The sequence below is a fragment of the Buttiauxella gaviniae ATCC 51604 genome (assembly GCF_001654835.1).
In the GTDB taxonomy this organism is placed as follows: Bacteria; Pseudomonadota; Gammaproteobacteria; order Enterobacterales; family Enterobacteriaceae; genus Buttiauxella; species Buttiauxella gaviniae.
This window is the reverse complement of record NZ_LXEP01000085.1, coordinates 1-1,029: the sequence shown is the minus strand read 5'-3', so window position 1 is coordinate 1,029 and position 1,029 is coordinate 1. Positions and strand designations below refer to the sequence as shown.

The 1,029-nt window shown below is 37.0% G+C and carries 1 protein-coding gene; it reads left to right on the top strand.

Translation table 11 applies throughout. The features are described 5' to 3' along the window. Positions 1-355 precede the first annotated feature (355 nt). Positions 356-991: a helix-turn-helix domain-containing protein gene (locus M977_RS23790; protein WP_064519644.1), complete on the top strand. Its 636-nt coding sequence runs from the start codon at positions 356-358 to the stop codon at positions 989-991. The last annotated feature ends 38 nt before the right edge of the window (positions 992-1,029 follow it).

Genomic DNA, 1,029 nt, shown 5'->3' with positions numbered 1-1,029 from the left:
CGCCACGAATAATGTACTAACTGAAGACCCTTCATCAAAATCCAGCTCTTTTCAGCTAATTTTTACATATGACTCTTTGTCACGAATTTTATCTTTCCTTTTATCAATACGCCTGACTGTGAGTTGAAAGTGAATTTCCTCTATCAAAGCCAATGCATTAAATGGGTATTATTACTCATTTCAATAAGCTTTGTTACGCATAGGTAATGGTTGCATAAAATAATGAGCTAAATAAAATTGTCGTACGCTACAAATATCAGACATTTCGTTTACACAAAGGACCCGGTAAATATTTTGATGAAATAACCAGTGAGCGCATTAATGGATGGATGAAAGCACACTAAGGAGCATAAATATGCACGTATCAGGCATAGTTAGACCAGGTGATGACATTGAGCTCATTGTTAAACTCATCAAAAACAATGAACAAACTTTGCCTTTCTCATTAAAGACGGGCTCTGTATTTGATATGAGCATGAGCTCAAAACCGTCGGTCTTTCTTATTGAAGAAGGACAAGTCGCGCTATACCGAAAAGCTGACGACAAGCTCATACTTCATTTTCAACCACCGTTTCCGTTTGGTATCACTATGTCGTCCTCACATACGAAAAATTATTACATGGTATGCGAGTCAGATATCAGAGCTTCTATTCTGAATAAAGAACATTTTTTTGCGAATATCTCGGATAATCAGGCCTGGATGAGTATTCTGAATATTGTCACCTATCTTATTGATGTGGCTGAACAACAGCATCATAGAAATTATCTCGTCACCAATACTTACGACATCATAAAATTATGTATCAGCCAGATATGGACCCTGCCTGAAGAACAGCGTAACAGCATTTCAATTTATGACTATGTACTTTCCCGCTACCAGATATCACGAAGCTCAATTACCAAAGTAATGAAATCGTTAAATGAGGGGGGGTATATTTCAACCAAAAGAGCTATTTTAAAAAGTGTCTATTTTTTACCCGAAAAATACTGACTACTGATCCCCTTCCAGGACGCGAGCGACAAAAAATT